Annotated in this window: 13 protein-coding genes and 1 pseudogene; 4 read left to right on the forward strand and 10 right to left on the reverse strand. The window is 59.7% G+C overall.

Features of this window, described 5'->3' with window-relative positions:
- Positions 1 to 13: 13 nt before the first annotated feature.
- A pseudogene (locus LCM4573_RS28930) lies at positions 14 to 2355 on the reverse strand (EAL domain-containing protein).
- A 156-nt stretch (positions 2356 to 2511) separates the two neighbouring features.
- A complete protein-coding gene (locus LCM4573_RS15240) occupies positions 2512 to 3129 on the reverse strand; it encodes a TetR/AcrR family transcriptional regulator (protein WP_071007242.1) in 618 nt (205 codons plus the stop codon).
- A 97-nt stretch (positions 3130 to 3226) separates the two neighbouring features.
- On the opposite strand from LCM4573_RS15240, the gene LCM4573_RS15245 reads away from it, so the two are divergent.
- The 4 genes from LCM4573_RS15245 (at position 3227) to LCM4573_RS15260 (ending at position 9692) form a co-directional block, all read left to right on the forward strand.
- Positions 3227 to 4303, forward strand: a complete 1077-nt coding sequence (locus tag LCM4573_RS15245) for an efflux RND transporter periplasmic adaptor subunit (RefSeq protein WP_071007243.1) — start codon at positions 3227 to 3229, stop codon at positions 4301 to 4303.
- Between the two features lie 14 nt (positions 4304 to 4317).
- Entirely contained in the window at positions 4318 to 5385 is a 1068-nt protein-coding gene (locus LCM4573_RS15250; RefSeq protein ID WP_407071738.1) for an efflux RND transporter periplasmic adaptor subunit, read from the forward strand.
- Positions 5382 to 8453 carry an efflux RND transporter permease subunit gene (locus tag LCM4573_RS15255; RefSeq protein ID WP_071007245.1) on the forward strand — a complete coding sequence of 1024 codons (3072 nt, stop codon included), beginning with the start codon at positions 5382 to 5384 and terminating at the stop codon, positions 8451 to 8453. The genes LCM4573_RS15250 and LCM4573_RS15255 overlap by 4 nt, the downstream gene beginning before the upstream one ends.
- A 159-nt stretch (positions 8454 to 8612) precedes the next feature.
- On the forward strand, positions 8613 to 9692 hold the full coding sequence (locus LCM4573_RS15260; protein WP_407071739.1) for an alpha/beta hydrolase: 1080 nt from the start codon (positions 8613 to 8615) through the stop codon (positions 9690 to 9692).
- Here LCM4573_RS15260 and LCM4573_RS15265 read toward each other — a convergent pair.
- The 8 genes from LCM4573_RS15265 to LCM4573_RS15300 are packed head-to-tail and all read right to left on the reverse strand — an operon-like array spanning position 9689 to position 18740.
- Positions 9689 to 10576: a ribokinase gene (locus LCM4573_RS15265; protein WP_244505325.1), complete on the reverse strand. Its 888-nt coding sequence runs from the start codon at positions 10574 to 10576 to the stop codon at positions 9689 to 9691. The two genes, LCM4573_RS15260 and LCM4573_RS15265, sit on opposite strands and share 4 nt — an antisense overlap.
- Before the next feature lie 11 nt (positions 10577 to 10587).
- Positions 10588 to 12393: an ABC transporter ATP-binding protein gene (locus LCM4573_RS15270; RefSeq protein ID WP_071007247.1), complete on the reverse strand. Its 1806-nt coding sequence runs from the start codon at positions 12391 to 12393 to the stop codon at positions 10588 to 10590.
- Between the two features lie 4 nt (positions 12394 to 12397).
- Positions 12398 to 13336 carry an ABC transporter permease gene (locus LCM4573_RS15275; RefSeq protein WP_071007248.1) on the reverse strand — a complete coding sequence of 313 codons (939 nt, stop codon included), beginning with the start codon at positions 13334 to 13336 and terminating at the stop codon, positions 12398 to 12400.
- On the reverse strand, positions 13336 to 14310 hold the full coding sequence (locus LCM4573_RS15280; protein WP_071007249.1) for an ABC transporter permease: 975 nt from the start codon (positions 14308 to 14310) through the stop codon (positions 13336 to 13338). Before LCM4573_RS15280 ends, LCM4573_RS15275 begins: the two co-directional genes overlap by 1 nt.
- A 5-nt stretch (positions 14311 to 14315) precedes the next feature.
- Positions 14316 to 15293 (reverse strand): nucleoside hydrolase, encoded by a 978-nt coding sequence (locus LCM4573_RS15285; protein WP_071007250.1) that lies wholly within the window; start codon positions 15291 to 15293, stop codon positions 14316 to 14318.
- Complete coding sequence (locus LCM4573_RS15290) at positions 15290 to 16249, reverse strand: nucleoside hydrolase (protein ID WP_071007251.1); 960 nt, start codon at positions 16247 to 16249, stop codon at positions 15290 to 15292. Before LCM4573_RS15290 ends, LCM4573_RS15285 begins: the two co-directional genes overlap by 4 nt.
- 39 nt (positions 16250 to 16288) lie before the next feature.
- Positions 16289 to 17170, reverse strand: a complete 882-nt coding sequence (locus LCM4573_RS15295) for a dihydrodipicolinate synthase family protein (protein ID WP_071007252.1) — start codon at positions 17168 to 17170, stop codon at positions 16289 to 16291.
- A 19-nt stretch (positions 17171 to 17189) separates the two neighbouring features.
- Complete coding sequence (locus tag LCM4573_RS15300) at positions 17190 to 18740, reverse strand: ABC transporter substrate-binding protein (protein WP_071007253.1); 1551 nt, start codon at positions 18738 to 18740, stop codon at positions 17190 to 17192.
- Between the last annotated feature and the right edge of the window lie 92 nt (positions 18741 to 18832).

Below are 18832 nucleotides of genomic sequence, written 5' to 3' on the forward strand. Positions count from 1 at the left end.
CTGAGTCCAAAACTCACGCTGCCTGCTCTGGTGGAGACTCTCTGCCGGCATCGGCGGCCGGCCCCAGGCCGGGACGGCCGAAGAAGAAACCCTGTGCATGGCGGCAGCCTTCCTCGACGACCATGCGGCGCTGCATGTCAGTCTCGACGCCTTCCGCGACGACGGGCAGAGACAGGCTGCGCCCGATACCGACTATGGCGCGGATAATGGAGCGCGCCGCTTCGTCATCTTCCATCGATTGAATAAAGCTGCGATCGATCTTGATCTTGTCGAAGGGAAAACTCTGCAGATTGCTAAGCGAGGAATAACCGGTGCCGAAGTCGTCCATGACGACCCGCACACCCCTGCGCTTCAACGCATGAAGGATCCGAATTGTCTCCTTCCGGTCCCTCATCAAGGCGGTTTCGGTGATTTCGAGCTCGAGCCGCTCGGCTTTGAATCCAGATTCTGAGAGCGCAGAAATAACGATATCCTCCAGTGTCGCCACCTGGAACTGCACCGCCGATATGTTGACCGCGAGGCTCAAGGGTTCGGGCCATGTCACCGCTTCGCGACAGGCCTGGCGAAGGACCCATTCGCCGATCGACAGGATTGCGCCCGTCTCCTCGGCGACTGGGATGAACTCGTCCGGGGGGACCTCCCCGCGTTCAGGATGATGCCAGCGCAGCAGCGCCTCATAGCCAGATGGCCGTCCGTCCAAGGTCGAAACAAGGGGTTGATAGACGAGGCTCAGTTGGCCCCGAGTGATTGCGTGACGAAGATCGTATTCCAACTGCCGGCGCTGCCTCGCTTCCATATCCATCTGCGCATCGAAGAAGGTGGCAACGCCACGGCCTGCCGTCTTCGCTCGATAAAGCGCGATATCGGCTGCGTTGCGCAGACTGTCCCCATCCGTCCCGTCTTGCGGAAACATGGCCACGCCGATGCTCACCCCGACGGCTGCCGGATCAAGCGCCGGGTTCATTTCTTCGCGAAAGGTTTCCAGGATGCGGTGCGCCAGGGCCTGYGCCGCAGCGGGTTGAGGTGAGCCAACCTGCAATATCACGAATTCGTCACCGCCGATCCGGCCCACCGTATCGATCCCGCGGACACAACGGTTGAGGATCTGCGCCACGGACTTGAGTACGCGATCCCCTTCCGCATGGCCGAAGATATCGTTGACCGCCTTGAAGCGATCCAAATCCAGGGCCAGCAAGGCCACCGGTTCTGCGGTTCGCTTCGCCAGCCTCAAGGCATGATCCAGGCGTTCCTGCAGCAAAGTGCGATGGGCAGGCCTGTCAGACCATCATATCGCGCGAGATGCTCGATCTGGCGCTGAGCAATTTTCATTTCCGTGAGGTCGCGCACCGCCAGCATCYGACACGGGCGTCCACGATACTCGATCTCGTGGATGGCGACCTCGAAGGTTCGCTCGGTATCGCCATTTCGGGGAGCGGATTCGATTGGTTTCACGCGAGCCTCGATGATCGGCTTCCCGTCCGCCGCCGCTAATAGTGTCTCCGGATCCTGGCCAATCATCTCGCCGGCTGCCCGTCCTACCATCTTTGAGAAACGTTCATTTGCTTCCACAACACTGYCGTCACGGACGATGAGGATGCCTTCGAGCGTTGCGCCGGCAAAACCCTTAAGATCTGTCAGATATCGATCTATCAGCGTGGAAATCCCGATCAGCACCACGAGCGCCATCGTGGAGGCAACGATCGCACCTATCAGCCATTCACGCCCTCCGCCGGTGACGACGGATGGGAGCGTTGGATCAAAAGACAGGGTCGTTGCCGACATGGCGGTGAAATGCAGGACGCAGACGGCGGCAACCGCAGCCGCCGAGGCCACCAGGATGCGTTTTCTGCCCGACAGTCGAGAAAACAAGTAAAACGCGGCCGAGAACAGGGCCGCTGTGGCAACTATGCTGATCGCGATAGTTCCCCACTCATAGTCTATATGTGCCTGAGCCTGGACCGCGGTCATACCCGTGAAATGCATGACGCCCACGCTCGCGGCGGCGACAAAGCCTGCCGCGGCAATGCATGGAATGGAAAAGCGGTGTGCAATTCCCAATGCTTCCCAGAAGCCCAAAATGACGATCCCAGCGGACAAGACGGTTGGCAGGAGCGCGAAGCTGATCGAGAGGCCCCCGTCATAGGCGAGCATCGCAACAAAATGTGTGGCCCAGACGCCGAGGCCGCCCGCCAATCCGCTCATACCCAGCCACCAGGCGCGGCGCTCGGCGCTGCATTCCTGCGCACGTTCCAGTGCCAGAAAGAAGGCGAGACTTCCCATGATGCAGATCGCCGCTGCCAACCCGACGACACGGTGATCATGCTGCGTCCAAACACATTCGATAACTCGGAACACCAGCGCCTCCGTTCGCAGCGGAGCTCATCATGGGCACCCTTGAGTTGCAAAAAGGTAAACTGGAAATAAACATGCCGGCCGATTGCCAGAAACCTTTTTACTCACATACAACAGACCGCATATCGGCAAGAGCAACGCCCTAACAGAAGTAGATCGTCACCTCGTCAGCCCCTCCAGCACCAGTTTCAGGTGCTCATCGCGAAAGGCGTTTCGATCCATTGGCTGACGGTCATCGAACATCAGCCGGATTGTCGCCATTGCCAACATGGGTGCCACCGTGACATCGGCGAATACCGCCGACCTTTGACGAAACTCCTTCGAGACCACCCCCTCGTCCAAGATAGACTGGATCTTCGCAGTGATGGGGTCGATGAACTCCTGGTRCTGCCGATCTATCAGATCGGGAAATCTCGCCCCTTCCGAGATGACGAACCGCAGAAGCTCGCGGGTCTTCCGATCTTCGACGATCTGGTCGTAGAGAAGCTCGAGGAACTGTTGCAGCCTTTCGGCTGGTGTTCCCGTTAATTCATCGGCCCTCTTCAGCACATCCTTGAATGGCGCCGCAATGTGTCGGATCAGCCCTTCGAAAAGCTTCTCCTTGGTTTCGAAGTAAAAATACACCGTGCCCTTGGTGACGCCGACCCTATCGGCGACATCCTCCACCTTGGTCGCCGCATATCCGTTCCTTACGAACTCCTCGAAGGCCGCCTCAAGGATCTGCAGCGGCCGTAATGCTTTCTGCTGCGCGCGGGTCAACCTTTTTGTGTTGGCCATCGTTTTCTCCGGCTCAGGATCGACGATCCTGACATTCTATTGACTAACAGGTCAGTCAATTATATAGATGTCACGAGGGACAGCAAGAGGTCACCCAATGAAAGCCATCCTTGTCGCAGCAGGGCTCGCTGGCGCCGCGATACTTTCTTCGTGCAGCGATCAGCAGGAGACCGCCGAACCGACACCCAGGAAGGTGAGTGTCGTCGTGGCAACAAAACAGCCTCTCACCGACGGCGGGGTCCTCACCGGTGAAGTCCGCGCCCGGGTACAGAGCGACCTTTCCTTTCGGGTAAGCGGCAAGATCATAGAGCGGCTGGTGGATGTCGGAACATCCGTCAAGGCGGGGCAACTCCTCGCCCGCATCGACGCCGAGGAGCAGAAAGCCGACCTCGAAGTTGCAACGGCTAATCTCGAGGCTGCCGAGGCGCAACAGATTCAGGCGCAGCTCGCATTCGATCGCCAGCGGAACCTGTTTCAGACGCAGGTTACCACCCGCGCCGCGCTCGATCAGGCCCAGGAAGCCCTGCTGACAGCGCAAGGCAGCRCCAAATCTGCCCAGGCTCAATTGGAAACCGCCCGCGATGCGCTTTCCTATACTGAACTGCGCGCCGATGCCGACGGCGTGATCACGGCGCGCAATGCGGAGGTAGGCCAGGTCGCTCAAGCAGCGCAGGTCATATTCACGCTTGCGCATGACGGCCCCCGCGACGCCGTTTTCGACGTGGTCGAGACGCTCTTTCTGGGGCGCAAGATAGAGCCTTCCGTGACAGTCAGCCTGCTGTCGGATCCGTCCACGAAAGTCGAAGCCGGAGTGCGCGAAATCTCGCCTACGATCGACCCCTCTACTGGAACGGTCCGGGTGAAGCTTAGCTTGAACGGCAACGCCTCCATGCCCCTCGGGGCCCCGATTGYCGGCTCCTTCCGATATGAACCACACAGCATGATCCAGCTTCCCTGGTCCGCGATTACCTCGAAGGGTGGAAAGCCTGCAGTTTGGGTGGTGGATGCCGCAACCTCGAAAATTTCGATGCATGCGGTCGAAATCGGCGAATATGAGACGGGGAGCTTTACCGTCAGAGATGGTGTTTCTCCGGGAGACATCGTCGTCTCGGAGGGCACCAAGTTCCTGAGACCGAACGAAATCGTTTCTTACCAAAAGGGGGCCGCAAATTGAGCACCCGCATCCAAATGGTCGCCATCTTGCTCGCAGCGACGGTCCTTGCATCATGCCAGAAGCAGGAGGAAACGGCGCAGGAAGCCCCCCGCCCCGTACTTTCCATTGTCGCCCAGCAGACACCTGCCGCCTCGCTTCGTCTGACTGGCACGATCGAGCCCAAGATTGAAACCGAATTGGGATTCCGAGCGCTGGGACGAGTCATTGCTCGGAATGTTGGCGTGGGAGATCTCGTGAAGAAGGGGGACATCGTTGCAGCGATCGATCCGCTGGCGCTCGAGCTTGCCGTTCGCAGCGCCCAGTCCGACCTGGCCAATGCACAGGCTCAGCTCCGCAACGCGACAACCACGGAACAACGGCAGCGGACCCTCGCACAAGCCCGCTCCGGCACGGAAGCCGCACTCGAAGAGGCCGAACAGGGCCGAAGAAGCGCCCTCGCCAATCTTGCGAAGGCGCAGGCCAACCTGAACAAGGCCGAAGAGCAGTTGGGCTACGCTCAACTGCATGCGGAATTCGACGGTGTGGTCACCGCGACCTCGGCAGAAGTTGGCCAGGTCGTATCTGCCGGCCAGGTCATCGTAACAATTGCGCGGCCGGATGAGCGCGATGCCGTCGTCGATGTTCCCCAGGGAGCCGCAGAACGATTGAAGACCGGAGCACCATTCGAGATAACCCTGCAGCTTGATCCGGCTATTCGCGCAAGCGGCGTCGTACGGGAGATCGCACCTGAGGCCGAGACGACGACGCGCACGCGCAGAACCAAGATCAGCCTTACCGATCCTCCGACGGCGTTCCGCTTGGGCTCTGTCATCACCGCCACCGCAACAATCTCGGCCGAACCCCAGATTCTCCTCCCGGCTTCCGCGATATTGGAAGAGGAAGGCTCCACGAGCGTATGGATCGTCGATGCGCACGCAAGCAAGGTAATGCTTCGAGCGGTGAGGATCGACGGAGAGGTCGTCGCTGGCGGTACGGTTCGCGTCACGGAAGGCGTCGCTCCGGGAGATCGCATCGTCGTCGCCGGCGTCCATAAATTGAAGGATAGACAGACCATCAGGATCGATCAGGAGATCAACCAGTGAAGAAATTCAACCTCTCCGACTGGGCCCTCGATCACCGTTCGCTGGTCTGGTACTTCATGATCGTCTTTATTCTCGCGGGCCTGTTCTCGTACCTCAATCTGGGCCGCGAGGAAGATCCCAATTTCACCATCAAGACGATGGTTATCAACGCCCAATGGCCGGGAGCCTCCGCGGAGGAAGTGACGAGGCAGGTCACAGACCGTATCGAGAAGAAGCTCGAGGAACTGGAATCCATCGATTATACGCGAAGCCAGACCGTCGCCGGGCAAACGACCATCTTCCTCGAACTGCTGCCGACGACAAAGGCGAAGGACGTCGAGCCCACCTGGGCTCGCGTTCGCAACATGATCGCCGACATCAAGGGCGAATTCCCCAGCGGCGTCGTCGGTCCCTTCTTCAACGACCGCTTCGGCGATGTCTTCGGAAATATCTACGCCTTCACCAGCGACGGCCTTACGCAAAGGCAGCTTCGTGATCTCATCGAGGACGCCCGCGCCAAGGTATTGACCGTAGACAATGTGGGGAAGGTGGATGTGATCGGCGCACAGGACGAGGCCATCTATCTCGAATTCTCCACGCGTCAGATCGCGGCGCTCGGGATCGACCGTCAATCGGTCATCGAAACCCTGCAAGCTCAGAACGCGGTAACACAATCAGGCTTCGTCAATGCGGGACCGGAACGCATCGCTTTGCGCGTCGGCGGGCAATTTACCTCCGAGGAAAGCCTGAGGGCGATTAATCTGCGAGTTAACGACCGCTTCTTCCCGCTGACAGACATCGCCACGATCACGCGGGGTTACGTGGACCCGCCGTCATCCCTTTTCCGGTTCAACGGCCAGCCGGCGATCGGACTTGCCATCGGAATGAAGGCGGGTGCCAACTTGCTTGAATTCGGCGAAGCGCTGGATGCGCAGATGCAGCGGATCGTTGCCGATCTTCCCATCGGCGTTGACGTGCACCGCGTATCGGACCAGCCCGCCGTGGTCGATGAGGCGGTTTCCGGATTTACGCATGCGCTGTTCGAGGCGATTGCCATCGTCCTCATTATCAGCTTCATCAGTCTCGGGCTTCGCGCAGGCATGGTGGTGGCGATCTCCATCCCGCTCGTACTCGCCATTACTTTCGTTTACATGGAATATTCCGGCATTTCGCTGCAACGGATTTCGCTCGGCGCTCTTATCATCGCCCTTGGCCTGCTCGTTGACGACGCCATGATCGCGGTGGAGATGATGGTTGCTCGTCTCGAAATGGGCGACGATTTGAGAAAGGCGGCGACCTATGTCTATACATCGACCGCCTTTCCGATGCTGACCGGCACATTGGTGACGGTCGCAGGCTTCATTCCTGTCGGCCTCAACAACAGTGCGGCAGGTGAATTCACCTTCACGCTTTTCGTCGTCATCGCCGTTTCCCTGATCGTATCCTGGATCGTCGCGGTCTTGTTCACGCCGCTTCTCGGCGTGGCGATCCTGCCGAAAACCATGAAATCACACCACGAGAAGAAAGGGCGCTTCGCTTCCGCATTCTCCTCGCTCCTGAAAACCGCCATGCGCTGGCGTTGGGCGACGATCGTTCTGACCATCGTGGTTTTCGCAGCCTCGGTCGGCGGCCTCGGCCTCGTCCAGCAACAATTCTTCCCCGCCTCCGACCGCGTGGAACTGATCGTCGACTGGAACCTTCCGCAGAACGGCTCGATCGCCGAGACCGACCGGCAGATGGCCCAGTTCGAGAAGGAGATGCTGGCGGGCAATCAGAACATCGACCACTGGACAACTTACGTGGGACAAGGCGCGCCTCGCTTCATCCTGTCCTTCGATGTTCAAACACCGGACGTTACCTTCGGCCAGACGGTCATCGTCACCAAGGGCCTGGAGGTTCGCGACAAGGTAAGAGCCGAACTGCAGGATTATCTCACCAAGGCGTTTCCCGGAACCGATGCTTTCGTAAAGCTGCTGGACATCGGCCCCCCGGTTGGAAAGCCTGTTCAGTATCGCATCAGCGGTCCGGATATCCAAAAGGTCCGCGAACTCTCCCAACAGTTTGCAGGAATTGTCGGCGGCCACCCGCTTCTCTCGAATATGGTCTTCGACTGGAACGAGCCGTCAAGGGTCGTCAAGATCGACGTGCTGCAGGACAAGGCGCGCCAGCTTGGCGTATCATCGGAAGATATCGCTACCGTCCTCAACAGCGTGGTCGAAGGCGCATCGGCGACGCAGGTGCGCGACAATATCTACCTGATCGATGTGATCGGTCGGGCAGCAGCCTCGGAACGCGGGTCGATAGAGACCTTACAGAACCTGCAATTGCCAGGATCAAACGGCAAGTCCGTGCCGCTCTCGGCGATCGCCAACTTCCGTTATGAACTGGAGCAACCAACCATCTGGCGGCGTGACCGCATTCCGACAATCACCGTCAAGGCAGCCGTGGTCGGTCCTACCCAGCCTGCAACGATTGTCGAACAGCTTCGGCCGCAGGTGGAAGCGTTCGAGAAAGGACTTCCCGTCGGCTACAATGTAGAAATCGGCGGCTCTGTGGAATCGAGCGCGGATGCGCAAGGACCAATCGTTGCGGTCGCTCCGCTGATGCTGTTTACAATGGCGACGATCCTGATGATCCAGCTGCAGAGTTTCAGCCGATTATTCCTGGTGTTCGCGGTTGCTCCGACGGCGCTGATCGGCGTCGTATGCGCACTGCTCCTCAGCAACGCGCCGATGGGCTTCGTCGCGATTCTCGGAGTCTTGGCGCTGATCGGCATTCTCATCCGCAACTCCGTTATCCTGGTCGTTCAGATCGAGCATCTTCGAAGCGAAGGCGTTCCCCCTTGGCGGGCCGTCATTGAGGCGACCGAGCATCGCATGCGCCCGATCATGTTGACGGCGGCGGCAGCCACGCTCGCGCTGATCCCGATTTCCAGGGAAGTGTTCTGGGGGCCCATGGCTTACGCGATGATGGGCGGTATCGTGGTGGGCACGGCTCTGACACTCCTCTTCCTGCCCGCGCTCTACGTCGCGTGGTTCAGAATACCGAAGGAAGACGAGGCCGAGGCGAAACAGCCGCTAGAGGCATGAGCAAGACTGGAGGATCGTCACTTGACGATCCTCCAGTCGCCGCGCTCAATATCGTGAAGCAACCATCTGTTTGGCTCTCATGAAGTGACTGAATTTATGGCTAAGCAATATTTCAAGAAGCCTTGGAAAATCCAACCTCACCTCGTGATTGCTATTGCCATGATGTTCCTGGCGGGTTGCGCGACAAGACCTTCATCGAGCGTCCTCAGCCCGGTTCATCTCGATAAAGCCGCCTCGGAGCAGGTGACCATTTTGACCGCAACCAATAGAAATCGGGAGGCTACCGCCGGCGGTTACGGAAGCACCTGGGCAGATAACCTGACATATGAGCAATATGAATTCTCGGTGCCTCCTGACAGGAAAGGCACCACAATCACCTACCCGTCAGCAAAACCGAATCCGGAGCGACAATTCCTGGTGATAGGGCGCAAACAGCTTCATAAGGACGCATTCGTGCAGACAGCGGCGCGCTCGGCACGATTCGACGGCTCGATCGGGATATTCGTCCATGGCTATAACTACAGCTATCAGGAGGCCCTGTTCAGAACGGCGCAGATAGCTGCGGACGCCAATTTTCCAGGGACGCCTATCCTGTTTTCCTGGCCTTCGGCCGCCGCAGTCGCCGGATACGTGGCTGATCGCGACGCGACCTTATATTCGCGCAGCGAACTGGCAGACCTGGTGAGATCGCTCGCCGCYTCCAAAAGCCCGAAACGCATCATCCTCTTCGGACATAGCATGGGCGGATTCCTGGTCATGGAAGCAGCACGCCAGCTCAAGCTCCAACACCGTGACGATATCCTCCAAAAGCTGGTCGTCATCCTGGCCGCTCCCGACATCGATGTGGATGTCTTCCGATCGCAGCTGAAGGATATCGGCAAGATGACGACCCCGATCACTCTCCTCGTCTCGAAGGATGACCGCGCGCTTACAGCCTCAAGTCTGATCGCCGGCGAGCGAGCTCGCGTTGGGCGTCTGGATATCGACGACCCCGTTATAGAGGAGGCCGCTTTGAAAGAGAGGCTCCGGGTAATCGACATCACGTCCGTTCAGGGATCTGATGGGCTGGGGCACGATCGTTATGCGTCGCTCGCCAAATTCGGCGCGCAGCTTGCCACCTTCGAAAACAGCACGCGGTCCGGCGCCGGCGACGTCGGTGCCTTCGTGTTCGACACGGCTGGCGCGGTGGTCACAAGTCCGTTCCGCATCGCGGGAAGTGTGATCCACTCACCACGCTAGCGGCCCGGGGCGAAGCCATCCGTCTCGGCTCGGGTTGGAATGCTCGATTGACTGCCTGCGCGCGAGCAGGCGATGCCCGCAGCGATAACCGCACGCTGCATTGCTTCCTTCAGAGGTCTCCCTCGATCGAGGCATGAGGCGAGGACGCCGACGAAACAGTCTCCCGCCGCGGTCGTATCCCTGACATCGACCTTCGTGGCGGGGACCCGGATGCACTCCCCCTTGAAGACGGCTTCTGCACCGTCTTCGCCGAGGGTTCGCAGCACGCCCGTGTTCAACCTGCGTGCGATTCCTTCTGCCGAAGGCTCGCATTCCAACCAGCCAGCCAGGGCAGCAGCCTCATCGTCGTTGACGACGATGAGATTGCAAAGGGAAAGCAGGCCGGCCTCGAGTTTGGTGGCCGGAGCAAGGTTCAGGATCGACACTTTTCCCGCATCCCGCACGCGGCGGATGAGTCTTTCCGTCTCGCCAATATCGTTCTCCAATTGCATGAGCACGATATTGGCTCGATGCAGCAGATCGTCGTCGACCGCCCCGGCAGAGGCTGCGAGATTGGCGCCAGCCGCGACGGCGATGAGATTGCGGCCTTGCGCATCGATGAAAATCGACGCGCAGCCGGTCGGCTCCGAAACGCGGCTCACGCGTCTGACATCTGCCACTGTCGCAAGATTCGCGATTGCGATCTCCGCCAGCGGGTCACCACCAATCGCGCCAACGAATACCACCTCAGCTCCGTCGCGCGCCGCCGCCAGCGCCTGGTTTGCCCCTTTGCCACCGGCTTCTGTGCGCAAGCCCTTCGCCAGAAGCGTCTGGCCGGGCTGCGGCATGGCTTCAAGCGAAAAGATGAGATCGGCATTGAGCGAACCGAAGGTGACGATCACCACGCGATCTCCTGCTATGCAACCTGGACGAAGTGACCGTCTCCGGCTTCCCGGTACAGGCGCTTCGGAGGCGCATAGTCGGCTGCACGGAACGAGCTCTTGATCTCTTCGTTTGAAATTCGGCGTTTCTGCYGGCGCGAGGGGTCGGCGATCGGCACCGCCGCCATCAAGCGCTTGGTATATTCGTGTTGCGGATTTTCGAAGACGGCCCGCCTGGGCCCAATCTCGACGATTTCTCCGAGATACATCACCGCGACCCGGTGACTGATCCGCTCGACGACGGCCATGTCATGGGAGATGAACAGATATCCAAGCCCATATTTCTCCTGCAGGTCGAGCATGAGGTTGATGACCTGCGCCTTGACCGAAACATCGAGCGCGGAAACGGACTCATCGGCGATGATCAGCTTCGGTTCGAGCGCCAGGGCCCTGGCGATGCAGACGCGCTGGCGCTGGCCCCCCGAGAACTCGTGCGGGAACCGACTCGCCATCGATGCGGAGAGGCCGACCCTTTCGAGCAGTTCTCCGACGCGCTCCTTCGCTTCAGAAGCGCTTGCGAGCCCGTGAGCAATGATAGGTTCGGCGATCGCCTCACCGATACGGATGCGCGGATTGAGGCTTTCGAACGGGTCCTGGAAGATCATCTGCGCCTCACGGCGTATGTCGGCCAGTTCGGATTTGCCGGCGCCGAGCACATTCTTCCCGTCGATGCGGATTTCACCAGCTGTCGGATCAGTCAGACGAATGATCGAACGACCGGTGGTGGATTTGCCGCAACCGGATTCGCCGACAAGCGACAAGGTCTCACCTTGCCGCAGTTCGAGCGACACGCCTTCCACGGCATGAATGCGACCCACCGTCTTGCGCAGGAAGCCTTTCTTGACGTTGAAGCGCGTTACCAAGTTATCGACCTGGAGGATCGGACCGGCGCTCAGTTTCACCGTGTCCTCGGTCTGCCTCACCGGCCGGATTTCACCTGTCGCCATGTCGACCTGCGGAAAGCGAAGCGGCCGATCCGTACCCGTCATAGATCCGAGCTGCGGCACCGCCGACAGAAGCGCACGCGTATAGGGATGCTTTGCGGCTTTGAAAATGTCGCGGGTCGTGCCGCTTTCTACCGCCTCTCCCCGATACATCACCACGGTCCGATCGGAGATTTCGGCGACCACCCCCATATCGTGGGTGATGAAGAGGACGGACATGCCCTCTTCCTCTTGCAGTGTCTTGATCAGCTCCAGAATCTGCGCCTGGATGGTGACGTCCAGCGCCGTCGTCGGTTCGTCGGCGATCAGGAGCTTCGGGTCGCAGGCAAGCGCGATCGCGATCACCACACGCTGACGCATGCCCCCGGAGAAGCTCATCGGATATTCATTGAGACGCGACTTCGCCGACGGAATGCGGACCTTCTCCAGAAGTCTGACAGCTTCGGCTTCCGCCTGCGCGTTCGTCATGCTGCGGTGCTGGACAAGGACCTCGGTGATCTGCTGACMGATCTTGAGGACCGGATTGAGGCTCGTCATCGGCTCCTGGAAGATCATGCCGATACGGTTGCCGCGGATGGACTGCATCTGCTCCAGCGGCAGGTCGAGAAGGTTTTTTCCTTCGAACTCGATCCTGCCGGTGACCCGGGAATTGGCCGGAGAGAGCAGCCGCATGATCGACATCGCCGTCACGCTCTTGCCCGATCCGGATTCCCCGACGACAGCGACTGTTTCCTTTTCGCCGATGTCGAAACTGACGTCGCGCACGACATTCTGCCATTCACCGTTCACGCGGAACGACGTAGTGAGGTTAGATATGGAAAGTGTCGGTTTGATCATGGGCTCAGCCCTCCCGCCGAGGATTGAGGATGTCACGCAGGGCATCGCCGATCAGGTTGATCGCGACGATGAGCAGCAACAACRCAAGGCCGGGGAAGAAGCTGATCCAGTAATCCCCCGAGAGAAGATATTCGAAGCCGTTTGAGATCAGCAGGCCGAGTGATGGTTCCGTCACCGGCAGACCGATGCCGAGGAAGGAGAGCGTCGCTTCTAGCATGATCGCATAGGCGACACGCATGGTGGCGACGACGATCAGCGGCGGCAAGCAATTCGGCAGAATGTGCCGGAACAGGATGCGCCTGTCGGGAAGCGCCATGGAGCGGGCCGCATCCACATAGGCGCGCTTGCGCTCGACAAGCGCGGAACCACGGATGGTGCGGGCATAATAGGCCCATTGGGTAACGATGAGCGCAAGGATGATCTTGTCAACGCCTTGACCAAGAATGGCGAGGAAGATCAACGCGATCAGGATCGCCGGAAAGCTGAGCTGGATGTCCACGATGCGCATCAGCACGGAATCGACGCGGCCGCCCGCATAGGCGCTGATCAGGCCGATCGATGCGCCGATGATCAGCGCGATCGCCGCGCTCGATATGCCGACGAGAATGCTCGTGCGAAGCCCATAGAGGATGGCGCTGAGAAGATCGCGACCCTGGTCATCGGTGCCGATCACATAGACCAGCCCGTTCATGCTTTCCGAACCGGGTGGCAGGCGCCCATCGAGGATGTCGAGCTGCGACAGGTCATAGGGGTTCTGGGGCGCGATAGCCGGCGCCAGAATTGCCGCGACGACGAAGATCAGCACCAGAACGATGCCAAGAAGCGCCAGCTTGTCGTGCAGCAAGGCCGAGATCGTCTGGCGGAAGGGCGAGCGGGATACGGTCGGCTTGCCGAGGTTGTTGCCGACATGGACCGAGGTGCTCGTGCTTGTCTCCTGGTTCATCACGAATTCCCCTCAAGACGAACGCGCGGATCGACGATCGAGTACAGAATGTCGACGAGCAGGTTGATGACGCTGAACATCACGACGGTGATCATCAGGTAGGCCAGGATGACCGGACGATCGAGAACGCCGATGGCGTCGATGATCAGCTTGCCCATCCCGGGCCAGGCGAAGATCGTTTCGGTGACGACTGCGAAGGCAATTAGTGACCCGAGCTCGAGGCCGATCACGGTAATTAGCGGGATCAACGTGTTCTTGAGAACGTGGACCAGGACGATGCGGCGCTCCGGCAGCCCCTTGGCCCTGGCGAAACGCACGAAATCAAGCTGCATCGTCTCCATGACGCCGGCACGGGTGAGGCGGATGACGAGCGAGATCTTGAACAGCGCCAGATTGAATGCCGGCAGCAGAAGATGGGAAAGGCCATCCAGCGTGAGGAGGCTCACCGGAACACCGAAGATGGGCACGGTATCGCCGCGGCCGGAGGCCGGCAGCCAGCCGAAATGCACGCTGAACAGCATGATCATCACCAGGCCGATCCAGAAAGTCGGCAGGCTGAAGCCGAGGATAGAGAAGGTCATGATCGATTTCGAGATCAATCCCTTCGGCTTCAGTCCGGCATAAACGCCGAGTGGAATGCCCGCGACCAGGGCCATGACCAGCGCCACGAAGGCAAGTTCCAGCGTCGCCGGCATGCGGTTGAGGATCAGGGTCAGCGCCGGCTGATTGAAGACGAAGGAATTTCCGAGATCGCCGGAAAGCGCCCGCGTCAGGAAAAGCCAGTATTGCTCCCAGACCGGTTTATCGAGACCGAAGGACTGGATAACCTGGAGGCGCTCGGCCGGTGTTGCCGTCGGGCTCAAGAGGACGTCGACCGGATTGCCGACCAGATAGAGGCCGACGAAAACCAGAACCGACATCACGAACAGGGTCAGTATGGTCTGTATCGACCGGCTTAGCAGGTAACCGCTCATAGGTATCAGCCTCCCAGCGATTTGGCGTCGGGCAGGATGACGCGCCCATAGCGCGATATCCGCTCGATCAGCAGGTTGATAAACCCTTCTTCGTCGATATGGGTGACGATGGTCGCCTTGGCGGCAAGGTTCATCTTTTGGTGGAAATCGGCGTAGGTATAGCCTTTCGTGAAGCCCGTGACCTGTACGCCGACGGCAGCCTCCCGGCTCTTGAAAAGATCGGGTCGGATAAGCCACGCGATCGTGGTGGCATCATGAATGGGTCCGCCCGGCCGTCCGAAGCGATTGACATCACTACGATCGAATGTAGTGAAAAGTTTGAAGAGCGCAGCGCCAGCCGGCCCGCCCTGATCGGCAAAACGCTCGAAATGCGCTTGCGTGAACAGCGCCTGGAATGTCATGTCGAGCGGCATGACCACGATCGGCACGCCGGATCGATAAACGATCTCGCCGGCATGCGGGTCCGCATAGATGTTGAACTCGGCCCATGGTGTACGGTGCCCGAGCGCCGTAAATGCCCCGCTCATTGACACGATCCGGCGGATGCCGCGCGCGACATCAGGATGCTGGATCAAGGCGAGCGCAATATTGGTGAGCGGGCCGATCGCGCAGATCGTCACCGGCTCTCCGCCTGCGGCCGCTTCGCGCGTCGTGCGGACGATGAAATCGACTGCGTGCTCGCCGACCGGCATGATATTGCCCTCGGAAACGAGWTCATCGCCGAACGGACCGATACGCGCATATTTGCCGAAGACCTGGTCCCTCACCAACGGACCCGACGCGCCCGCATAGACAGGAACGTCGCCACGGCCGGACAGGCCGACGACCTTGCAGGCGTTYGCAAGCCCATCCTCCAAGGCAACATTACCGGCGACGACCGAAAGGCCAAGCACATCGATCTCCGGCGAAGCAAGCGCCATCAGGATGGCAGCGGCATCGTCGACTCCAGGATCCGTATCGATGATGACCTTGTGAAGGCTCATGCCACGGCCTTCTCGGCATAACGCGAAAGCCGGTCGAGGAAGAACTCGATCACTCCATCTGCATCCACCCGGGTGACGATCTCCGCATTCGGCTCGAGGCCGCTCTTGCCGTACCAGTCGGCAATCGTCTGCCCCATGCACAACTCGCTTTCATGCTCCACGAACACGCGGGCGGACTGCGTCTCGAAGAGACCGGGAGCGAGGAGGTAGGCGATCACGAGCGGATCGTGCAACGGGCCACCGCGCGATCCGTAACGGCGGACATCGTTGCGATCCCAGAAGGCCATCAGTTCGGCCAGGGTTTCGGAAATGCGTCCGCTGACCTCGGAAAACTGTGCGACATGCTCGGGCTTGAGCATGACCTGATGCGTGGCATCGAGCGCCAGCGCCACGATTTTCACGTCGCTGGAAAAGACGACATGCGCGGCATGTGGATCGGCGAGAACATTGAATTCCGCGGTCATCGTGCGATTGCCGGGTTCACGATAGGCCCCACCCATCATAACGATGCGCTCGATGCCTTCAGCGATCTGCGGCTTCATCCGCAAGGCGACCGCCAGATTGGTCATCGGGCCGAGACAGCAGATCGTGATGCGCCTTTGCAATGCGGCTGCGGCAGTCAGCGTATCGATGAGGAAGTTGACGGCGGACTTGTGCTCGACCGTTTTCACCGGCTCTGGCAGCGTGGTGCTGCCGAGCCCGTTCTTGCCATGAAACTGACCATAAATGGGTTCCCGGAACATCGGCCGGAAGCAACCGACATAAACCGGGATATCGGTTCGGTCGCCAAGTTCGCAGACCTGGAGAGCGTTTCGGACGGTCCGTTCGAGCGGCTGGTTGCCGCAGACAGGGGTGATACCGAGAATTTCGAGTTCAGGCGAGACGAACRCTGTCAGAAGCGCGATCGTGTCGTCGATACCGGGATCGCAGTCGATGATGATCGGAATTGCAGTCATTCTATGGTTGCCTGATGTATCGATCGAAAAATTGAAAATTCAAAGTGCGCCGACATCGCGCAGCACGGTGCTGATTTCCACGCGGGCGGCTTCGCCAAGCGGCGACTGCGGCGCGATCGGCGCACCGACCGGAAAGCCTTGCAGTTGAAGCGCGGTCTTGATGCATCCTGCGATCGAATATTTCGCGAAGATTTCGTTGATGCGCCAAAGAGGTCGCTGTAACTCCATGGCCTTAACCCAATCTCCCGCCTTCGCGGCCTCGTAGAGGGCGATGCTCTGGCGCGGCACGATGCAGGCCGGGCCGGCCATCCAGCCGATCCCTCCGATCATCATCACGCAGGCCGGAATATGAGCGGAGGCGGCAAACACCTCCATCCGACCACGCGTCCGCTCGATGATGGAAAGCAGACGACCGGTATTGGTGGAGGCGTCCTTGATGTAACGGATGTTCTCCACGTGGCTCAGACGTTCGATGATCGGCAATGTCAGGTCCGAACGCTGGAACTGCGGATTGGTGTAGAGAACGACCGGGCGCCCCTTCGCGGCCTTGGCGATCGCGGTGAAATAGCCTTCGACACCCTCATCGCTAATCGGGAAATAGGCCTCAAGGATCGCCAGAATGCCGTCTGCACCTGCCTCGACCATATACTCCGTCTGTGCGACGGCATCGCTCGTCGACGTCGACGCCACGCCGGCGACGACGGGAACCCGGCCACGATTGGCCGAGATCACCGTGTCGACGACATGACGCCGCTGCTCTTGGGAGAGATAGGCAAATTCACCGGTGCTGCCGAGCGGCGCCAGACCATGGACGCCTGTTTGAACGAGGTGATCCACCAAATCCGTCAGCACGCCTTTCATGACCGCGCCGGACTGATCGATCGGCGAAACGAGGTAGGGAAATACGCCGCTGAAAGACATGGTGGACGTCCTCCCGGGATCAGTTCGGCTTCACATAGTAGGGAAGCGTGTAACCGTCCGAACGGCCCTCGTAGGAAAGGCCATTTTTGACTGCCCAGGTATTGGCTAGGTAGAAGACCGGAATGACGCCGAGATCGGTCATGGCGATTTCGGTCGCCTTCTTCAGCAGCTCCTCGCGCTTGGCATCGTCCAGCGTGCGGCGGGCTTCGCCCAAGGCCTTGTCGAACTCAGGATTGGAGTAGCGACCGCGATTGCCCTGCCCCGCCTTCTCGCCATAGGTCTCGAGGATCGGGCCAAGCACGCCGGAAGCTTCGCCGGTTTCGACGGCGGCACCGCCCATAATGAAGCTGAATTCCAGATTGGAAGCGCGGGTGAAATAGACGCTGCCCGGTAGCGTCGCCACCTCCGTCTTGATGCCGATGCGGCTGAAGAATTGGCCGATCGCCTGCGCCACCTTGGAATCGTTCGGATAGCGATCGTTGGAGGCATGGAAGGTCAGCGAGAAGCCGTCTGGATAACCCGCATCGGCGAGCAGTTGCTTGGCCTTGTTCGGATCGTAGTGATCGACCTTGATCGCCTGATCGTAGCCGAAATAACCTTCCGGAACGACCTGGCCGGCCGGTACGCCCTGCCCGTCCATGATACGATCGACAAGCGCCTCGCGGTTGATCGAAAGCGAAAGCGCACGACGGACTTCTGGCTTCAAAAGCGGATTTTTGCCGTCCGGCCCCTTGGCGAAAGGCGATTCCTCGCGGTCCTGATCCATGTGCAGATACATGATGCGGTTGCCCGCGACATTGACGACCTTCAGCTTGTCGGATGCCTGAAGCCTGCGGGTATCGGCGGTCGGAATGCTCTCGATCATATCGACATCGCCGGCGAGCATGGCCGCCACGCGGGCGCTGCTGTTCTTGAAAACCCGGAAAGTGACCTTGTCCCAAGCGGGCTTCTCGCCCCAATAGCTGTCATTGCGCTCGACGACGACGTTATCGTCCGGCGTCCAGGAGGCGAACTTGAACGGGCCAGTGCCGATGACGCCCTTGCCGGAATTCATCTCTTCCGTCGTCGTCTTTTCCATCTCTGCCGGCAGGATGGCGATGCGGCTGAGATTGTTGAGGAGCAGCGGCGTGGGACCATCGGTCTTGATGCGGACCGTCAGCGGATCCACGGCCGTCACTTCGGTGATCGCCTTCACATAGGCGGCAAACGAACTCGGGCTGTTTGTCGATGCCAGCGGGATGCGTTTGATGCTGGCGACGACGTCTTCCGCCGCGAAATCGCTGCCGTCATGGAATTTGACGTTCGGGCGCAGCTTGAATTCCCAGGTCGTATCGTCGACGGTCTGCCAGGAAACGGCAAGCGCCGGCTGGATCTGCTGCTTGGCATCCTGATTGACGAGGCCGTCGAAGATATTGCGCGCCATCGCGCTATTGGGACCCACCACGTAGAATTGCGGGTCCATGGATGTCGTGGACGCGGCAAGACCGACCGTCAGATCATCTGCATGAGTTGCAAGTGGTGCTGCGAAGACGGACGCGGCCAAAGCGGCGGAAAGGGCAAAGAGTTTCATAAACAGGGCTCCTCCATGTTTTGAGATCCGCGCTCTCCTCGCGGTTGATGGTCGAATAACCCTTTCGCTCAGGAAAGAAAAATTGCATTTAG

The organism is Rhizobium sp. LCM 4573, from assembly GCF_001854865.1.
In the GTDB taxonomy this organism is placed as follows: domain Bacteria; phylum Pseudomonadota; class Alphaproteobacteria; order Rhizobiales; family Rhizobiaceae; genus Neorhizobium.

What these genes read in the sequence shown, in the direction of transcription:
- LCM4573_RS15295 (WP_071007252.1), bottom strand. Translation starts at nt 17,170, where the DNA reads ATGTCTTTCAGCGGCGTATTTCCCTACCTCGTTTCGCCGATCGATCAG.
- LCM4573_RS15280 (WP_071007249.1), bottom strand. Translation starts at nt 14,310, where the DNA reads ATGAGCGGTTACCTGCTAAGCCGGTCGATACAGACCATACTGACCCTG.
- LCM4573_RS15300 (WP_071007253.1), bottom strand. Translation starts at nt 18,740, where the DNA reads ATGAAACTCTTTGCCCTTTCCGCCGCTTTGGCCGCGTCCGTCTTCGCA.
- LCM4573_RS15250 (WP_407071738.1), top strand. Translation starts at nt 4,318, where the DNA reads ATGGTCGCCATCTTGCTCGCAGCGACGGTCCTTGCATCATGCCAGAAG.